This window comes from Paucihalobacter sp., from assembly GCF_036825875.1.
Taxonomy (GTDB): Bacteria; Bacteroidota; Bacteroidia; order Flavobacteriales; family Flavobacteriaceae; genus Paucihalobacter.
Genome location: NZ_DAISXK010000017.1, coordinates 44,638 through 51,669 on the forward strand (window position 1 = coordinate 44,638; position 7,032 = coordinate 51,669).

General features: G+C 35.1%; 6 protein-coding genes. 3 read left to right on the top strand and 3 right to left on the bottom strand.

Translation table 11 applies throughout. The annotated features are described in order from the left end of the window. Together V7Z48_RS06870 and tsaB are read left to right on the top strand one after the other, a co-directional pair. Window positions 1–1,281 carry an efflux RND transporter periplasmic adaptor subunit gene (locus V7Z48_RS06870; protein WP_334112663.1) on the top strand — a complete coding sequence of 427 codons (1,281 nt, stop codon included), beginning with the start codon at window positions 1–3 and terminating at the stop codon, window positions 1,279–1,281. Between the two features lie 3 nt (window positions 1,282–1,284). Continuing rightward, window positions 1,285–1,956: a tRNA (adenosine(37)-N6)-threonylcarbamoyltransferase complex dimerization subunit type 1 TsaB gene (gene tsaB, locus V7Z48_RS06875; protein WP_334112664.1), complete on the top strand. Its 672-nt coding sequence runs from the start codon at window positions 1,285–1,287 to the stop codon at window positions 1,954–1,956. On the opposite strand, the gene V7Z48_RS06880 is transcribed toward tsaB, so the two are convergent. The 3 genes from V7Z48_RS06880 to V7Z48_RS06890 all read right to left on the bottom strand — a co-directional run bounded on the left by V7Z48_RS06880 (window position 1,953) and on the right by V7Z48_RS06890 (window position 4,539). Continuing rightward, window positions 1,953–2,765: a mechanosensitive ion channel family protein gene (locus V7Z48_RS06880; RefSeq protein ID WP_334112665.1), complete on the bottom strand. Its 813-nt coding sequence runs from the start codon at window positions 2,763–2,765 to the stop codon at window positions 1,953–1,955. The two genes, tsaB and V7Z48_RS06880, sit on opposite strands and share 4 nt — an antisense overlap. Window positions 2,766–2,844: 79 nt before the next feature. After that, on the bottom strand, window positions 2,845–3,537 hold the full coding sequence (locus V7Z48_RS06885) for a hypothetical protein (RefSeq protein WP_334112666.1): 693 nt from the start codon (window positions 3,535–3,537) through the stop codon (window positions 2,845–2,847). 99 nt (window positions 3,538–3,636) lie between these two features. Beyond that, complete coding sequence (locus V7Z48_RS06890; RefSeq protein WP_442954712.1) at window positions 3,637–4,539, bottom strand: NifU family protein; 903 nt, start codon at window positions 4,537–4,539, stop codon at window positions 3,637–3,639. A 233-nt stretch (window positions 4,540–4,772) separates the two neighbouring features. Here V7Z48_RS06890 and V7Z48_RS06895 point away from each other — a divergent pair. Then, a partial coding sequence (locus V7Z48_RS06895; protein WP_334112668.1) for a choice-of-anchor L domain-containing protein occupies window positions 4,773–7,032 on the top strand: 2,260 nt, incomplete at its 3' end.

Genomic DNA, 7,032 nt, shown 5'->3' on the forward strand with positions numbered 1-7,032 from the left:
ATGAATAAAAAAGTTAAAATAATTATTGGTGTTGTCGTTCTGCTGGTGGTTGTTTTAGTGGCTGGCAAATCTCAAGGCTGGTTTGGTAAAAAAGACGACGCTAAAACAGTTGAAGTTAAAATCATAGCGCCCATCAATATTTTTGAAAAGGTATCGGCTACGGGAAAAATACAGCCTTCAACTGAAGTGAAAATTTCAAGTGAAGTATCTGGTGAAATCATAGAATTGCCTTTTAAAGAAGGACAAAAAGTAAACAAAGGCGATTTACTAGTAAAAGTAAATCCCGACTTAATCCAAGCCGCATTAAATAGATCTCAGGCTGGTTACCTGAATGTCCAAGCTAATTTAAGCCAGGCCGAAGCCACTTTAAAAGAAGCTACCGCCAATTACGAGCGAAATAAAAGTTTGTTTGAACGTGGTGTCATTTCTAAGGCTGACTGGGATAGGTCTATCGCTAATTACGAAGGTGCTGTGGCTGCAAAAAATTCGGTGTATTACAGTGTTCAAAGTGCTGCCGCTACTGTTAATGAAGCTAGAGATAACTTAGCAAGAACGACTATTTATGCACCAATTGACGGCACTATTTCTTTGTTAAGTGTAGAGTTAGGCGAGCGTGTAGTAGGAACGCAGCAAATGGCAGGAACTGAAATTTTGAGGGTTGCCAACCTCAATATAATGGAAGTTTTAATGGATGTGAATGAAAATGATATTGTAAAAGTACAAGTTGGAGATACTTCTATTGTAGAAGTCGATGCGTATCCGAAACGGGAATTCAGTGGTATTGTTACCGAAATCGCAAACTCAGCTCAAGGAACTTTGGCGGCTGATCAGGTTACTAATTTCAAGGTAAAGGTCAGAATTCTTGAATCATCATATCAAGATTTACTTAATGACAAGCCAGATGGCTATTCGCCTTTTAGACCCGGAATGACCGCAACTGTAGATATAATAACAGAAAAAAGATTTAATATTCTTGCAGTTCCAATTAGTGCAGTTGTAATCAAAACCGATACCTCAGAAGTTAAAAAGTCTGTAGCCGAAAAATACAAGCAGGTTAAAATTATAGGTGATGAAGAAAAGTTTGAATGTGTTTTCGTGAAAGAAAATGGAGAAGCGAAACTTAGAGTTGTAACGACAGGTATTCAGGATAATGCCAATATCGAAATAGTTTCAGGCCTAAATGAAAATGAAGAGGTAATAATAGGCCCTTACAATCTGGTGTCAAAAACATTGGAACCTGGTGATAAAGTATCTGTTAAAAAAGATACATCAAAACAGTAAAAATTGTCATATATACTTTCAATAGAAACGTCAACAACTAATTGCTCGGTAGCTTTATCGAAAGAAGGTGACACTATTGCTTTAAAAGAAGACAACAGCCATAATTATTCTCATGCAGAGCTATTACATCAATTTATCGAGGAAGTATTAGCCGAAGCCGAAGTTTCAATAAATCGACTCTCAGCCATTGCCGTAAGTAAAGGTCCTGGTTCTTATACAGGATTGAGAATTGGCGTTTCTGCTGCTAAAGGACTATGTTTTTCACTCGACATCCCATTAATTGCTATTTCAACTTTAGAGAGTTTGGCCAATCAAGTAACTGTAGAAAATGGATGTATTGTTGCAATGCTTGACGCACGAAGAATGGAAGCTTACACGGCTGTTTACAATTTCAGACATGAACTTGTTAGAGAAATTAAAGCAGAAATTCTCTCTGTCAATAGTTTTGAAGACATTTTAAAGCATCAAAAAGTGGTGTTCATTGGTAATGCCGTTAATAAGTTTTCATCGCTGATAGAAAGTGCTAAAGCAACATTTGTTTATCATAAGCTACCATCAGCAAACGATATGAGTTCACTGGCATTTCAACAATTAAAAATAGGCAAAACCGAAGATGTTGCCTATTTTGAACCTTTTTATTTAAAAAATTTCATCGCTTTAAAATCTAAACGTTAATCCTTGTTCTGTATAAGCACTCTGTGCGGATAAGGTATTTCAATCCCTGCTTGATCTAAGGCTATTTTTGCAGCTTCCATAATCTCAAAATAAACTACCCAATAATCTTCAGCTTTACACCACGGTCGTACTGCAAAATTTACCGAACTTTCGGCTAGGGCTAAAACATTTACACTAGGTTGAGGTTCTTGTAATACTTTTGGATGTGTACTAATAACATTCAGTAAGACTTCTTTTGTCTGCTTAATGTCAGAATCGTAGTGAACACCAAATACCAAGTCAACACGTCGAGTTCCGTTTACAGTATAATTCACGATATTGCCGTTGGATAACGACCCATTTGGGAGAATTATTTCTTTATTAGAAAGACCAGTTAACCTTGTTGTAAAAATTTCAATTTCTTTAACTACACCCATTTCTCCTTGGGCTTCTATCAGGTCGCCAATTTTAAATGGTTTAAATATCATTATCAAAGCACCACCAGCAAAATTAGCTAATGAACCTTGCAAGGCAAGACCAATTGCTAAACCCGCGGCAGCTAAAATAGCAGCAAACGAGGTAGTTTCAATGCCAATAATACTTAGAACAACTAGAAATAATAATATCTTGAGAGTCCATTTTAACAAGTTTCTCAAGAATTTTTTTAAACTTTCATCATACGATGCTTTTTCCATTAAACGTCCTACGCTTTTCAGAATTAATTTTATAAACCATGACCCTACAATGAAAATTATAACAGCGCCAATTAGTTTCGGGCCAAATTCAAGTATTAGTTCATAGCCTTTTTCAGTCCATTTTTCCATTTCCATTTATTTGAATTTATGTTAAAAAAATAACGCTGTTAATTTAAATTAACAGCGTTATAAATATTTTTAGATATATGCAATTTTACAAACTTCCTATAAAATTTACAAGTTTTATAATATCTTCTTCATTTTTAGTTTTTATTTTATTTTTCTTAATAAAAGTTGAAATTTCTTTTTCGTTATTCGGAAAAACACTCGGAATATCTTTTGTTCGAGAAGGCAAATACAAAATACTATCGTCTTTTAATTTTATGTAATAAGTATCATCCTCTCTTCTAAATTTAGCTGGTTTGTCTTGGTCATAAGATGAGGTTGCTGGAATTTTATCATAATATTTAATGCGCTCTTCTTTGAGAAGTTGTACATTATTTTCATCAGAAACAATTACTAAAAAACCTTTTTTTGATACACCTCTGTCGGTGGTGTAAGCAAAACTTTTATAAATTTTATTCTCATTGAGAAAAATCACTTCATAATCATTATTGGCAATGTCCAAAGCTATTGGGGTTTGACCAGCTCCCAGTAATATCTCCATTTCGCTTATAAAAGCATTGTATCTTCCACTGTAAATTTTATCTTCAAAATTTTTAATTTTTACACTTTGGTAGCTTTCTTCTATATAAGGAGAACCCATTGCTCCAGATATTGCCCTGCTTACGTTTTTTGGAGCAAAACCAACCTCTGAGGCAAGGTCTACATTGATACCTTGAGAAAATATAAAATGCGGAAGCACTGAAAAAATGAGGATGAAAGTTTTTAAAGGAAATTTTGACATAAATTTTTTGTTTTAGTTTTTATTTAATAATGCATTAACCCACCAAATATGAGTTTTTTTTTATAAATGAAAAATTATAACATGTTAATTAAGATAATTTTAACCGTTTAAGGCCTCAACCGTTAAAACGTCATCATTTAGCATCTCCTTAAGCATTGTTTCTATTCCGTTTTTCAGGGTAAATGTAGAAGAAGGACAACCGCTACAAGCGCCTTGCAGTATTACGCTTACTCTTTTAGTAATTGGGTTGTATGACTGAAATTCTATGTTACCACCATCACTAGCGACAGCGGGCTTAATATATTCCTCAAGTATGCTTATTATTCGTTTCGACGTTGTGTCTAACGCGCTGTTAATGGCGTCTTCTTTATCGATTTTAATTTGTGTATTTACTTCATTCTGATACACGGCATCTTCAACAACAGTTTTTCCAGTCTCCAAAAAATGCTTGATAAATTCACGTAATTCTAAGGTAATATCATCCCATTCAGCAATATCATACTTTGTTATTGAAACAAAATTATCATCAAAAAAAACACTTTTCACAAAAGGAAACTGGAATAATGCCAGCGCCAGTGGAGCAAATTTGGTGTCGTCTATAGAATTAAACTCGATGCTTTGAATGACTATTTTTTTGTTAGCAACAAACTTTAAAACACTGGGATTTGGAGTGCTTTCAGCATATACAGTGACAGCTGTTTTTGTGACGATATTTTCTGCAGTAATAATAGTCTTGCCACTATTTATAAAAGCTTCAATTTGCTCTGCGACTTCATTTTGCACATCTTTCCATTCAACGATATCATAACGTTCAATAGCAATAAAGTTTGAAGCGATATAAACCTTTTTTACAAAAGGTAAATAAAACAATTCTTGCGCTAGAGGTGACGGTTTAGCTTCATCTATGTTATTAAATTCAAAGTTTCCGTTGGGGACTAAAAACTGGTCAGCCTCAAATTTTATGATACTTTCTTTATTGGTTAGTTTTACAGTAATTTTCATTTTCATTTTTTCTTGGTACAAAAGTATAAAACCTAAATCATATCAGGTGTTAAGTTGGGTCTCAAAATGCTTTTTTTATGATTAAATTTTACTGTACTTGTAGAATATTTCTTATTTTTCACGACTAAATTTTTATGTCATAATTATACCTAATGTTCCTCAACCATATCAATTTCAATTTTATTTGCTGTAAAAACCTTATAGTAAACAGATTAAAATATGTCTACCTGTTTTTGATTTTTACTATCGGCATTTCGTCAAATGCTCAAGATATAATTATGGTTGATGGCACTTTTAACCGATGCGCCCCAGATATGTTTTACGATTCAGGAGGGGAATTTGGTAATTATGGCAATAATGAAAATTTCGTTACAACCATATGCCCCCAAAACCCTGATGATTTTATAATTCTTAATTTTTTAGCGTTTAGCTCTCAATTAAATCAGGATATTATGACCATTTATGATGGTGTTGATACCACGGTTAGCGTACTGGGAAGTTTTACTGGTGTAGCTAGTCCTGGTTTTATATCTGCAACATCTGCTAACACGAGTGGTTGTTTAACCATTGAATGGGTAACTAATGCCAGCGGAAACACTTTTGGTTGGGAGGCCGAAATTTTATGTGCCTCTCCCTGCCAAACTATAACTCCAACTATAAATGAAACAAATCCAACTCCAAATGGGTCTGGTATCATAACAATTAATCCTGGAGAAACTATAAGTTTTGAAGGCACCGCTGTTTTTTCTGACGATGATTCATCGGCTTTATATGAATGGGATTTTGGTGACGGAAATTCTGCGTTTGGAACAGTCGTAAGTAATATCTTTAATAATCCAGGAACGTATGTAGTTGAATTTACTGCCTCCGATAATAATCCTCAAGGATGCGGAGTTACAGCCTCGATTACGGTGGTTGTTTTAGGGCCTAACGTAGTAGTTGATCAGGATACATTTACAGTTGAGCAATTGGTTTTAGACGTTTTAATCGATAGCCCATGTGCGCAGGTTTCTAATATTGTTTCCTCAACTGGAATTAATTTCGGTTCAACTCTGCCAAATGGAATAGGATATTTTATTAGTAATGGGATTGATTTTCCATTTGAAGAAGGATTGTTGATTACCTCTGGTGATGCGAGTCAAGCTGGTGGACCAAATAATGTTACAATGAGTGCTGGTTCGTGGCCGGGTGACAACGATTTAAATAATGCTGTAGGAATTACTTCTAATGACGCGTCATATATTCAATTTGATTTTGTACCGCTTGCAAACTCAATAAGCTTTGAATTTTTAATGGCCTCCGAAGAATATGATCAAGGTTCTTTTGAGTGCGATTTTTCTGATGCATTTGCATTCCTTCTAACCGATTTGGAAGGTAATACAACCAATTTAGCTGTGTTACCTGGTACAAATACGCCAATTTTAGTTACAAATATTCATCCTTTTAATGGTTTTTGCCCGGCTATAAATGAAGAATTTTTTGGAGGTTATACTAATTTTAATCAACCTCCGACTGCTTTTGATGGCCGAACAGCTATATTCACCGCTCAGTCGGATGTCATACCTGGTGAAACTTATACTATTAAGTTAGTAATTGGAGATGACAATGATAGTCTTTTGGATTCAGGGGTGTTTTTAAAGGCAGGAAGTTTTAATCTCGGTGGAGATCTTGGCGAAGACCGAACAATTGCAGCTGATAATGCGCCTTGCGATAATGATTTAGTTATTTTAGAAACAGATTTATTGGCCGCCGATCATATCTGGTTCAAAGACGGAGTTGTAATAGACGGCGAAACAAGTTCTACTTTGGAGGTTACTCAGTCAGGCGTTTATAGCGTTGATTTTTCTTTTTCTGGAGTTTGCCAAGGTTCTGATGCAATAGTAATTGAGTTTAGAGATGTGCCCGAAATAGAGGATTTGTCAGATTTGTCCATTTGTAGTTTCTCAGGCTTAGGCACCTTTAATCTTACAGAAAACAATGCATTGATAATAGGAGGGCAAGACCCAGACGAATTCGTTATAAGTTATCATTCTACTGAACAAGAGGCAATGGATAATTTAAACCCCTTACCAGATAGTTATGATAACATTTCAAATCCTCAAACGGTATTTGTCAGAATTGCAAATATATCTCAAACCTGCTTTTTAACAGAATCGTTCCAGCTGATAAGTAATGTTCTAAATGTTCCTGGAGATATCTCTCCCTTCAATTTATGCGATGATACAGTGGCGGACGGTTTTACCTCATTTACTTTAACAGAAAGGGACGCAGAAGTGGTTGGTGCTGAAGATTCATCGATGATGCAAGTGAGTTATCATTTAACTCAAGCTGATGCAGACAATAATTTGAATCCTCTAGCCAGTCCTTATACTAATGTCTCCAATCCGCAAACTGTTTTTATCAGATTGCAATCAGTTGGTGATGACAATTGTTATAACACATCCACCCTCAACCTCACCGTGACCGCAAATCCTGAAGCCAATTCACTTTCCG

Excerpts from the sequence above, each read along its gene's own strand:
- V7Z48_RS06870 (WP_334112663.1), top strand. The coding sequence starts at position 1 with ATGAATAAAAAAGTTAAAATAATTATTGGTGTTGTCGTTCTGCTGGTG.
- V7Z48_RS06880 (WP_334112665.1), bottom strand. The coding sequence starts at position 2,765 with ATGGAAATGGAAAAATGGACTGAAAAAGGCTATGAACTAATACTTGAA.
- V7Z48_RS06885 (WP_334112666.1), bottom strand. The coding sequence starts at position 3,537 with ATGTCAAAATTTCCTTTAAAAACTTTCATCCTCATTTTTTCAGTGCTT.
- V7Z48_RS06890 (WP_442954712.1), bottom strand. The coding sequence starts at position 4,539 with ATGAAAATTACTGTAAAACTAACCAATAAAGAAAGTATCATAAAATTT.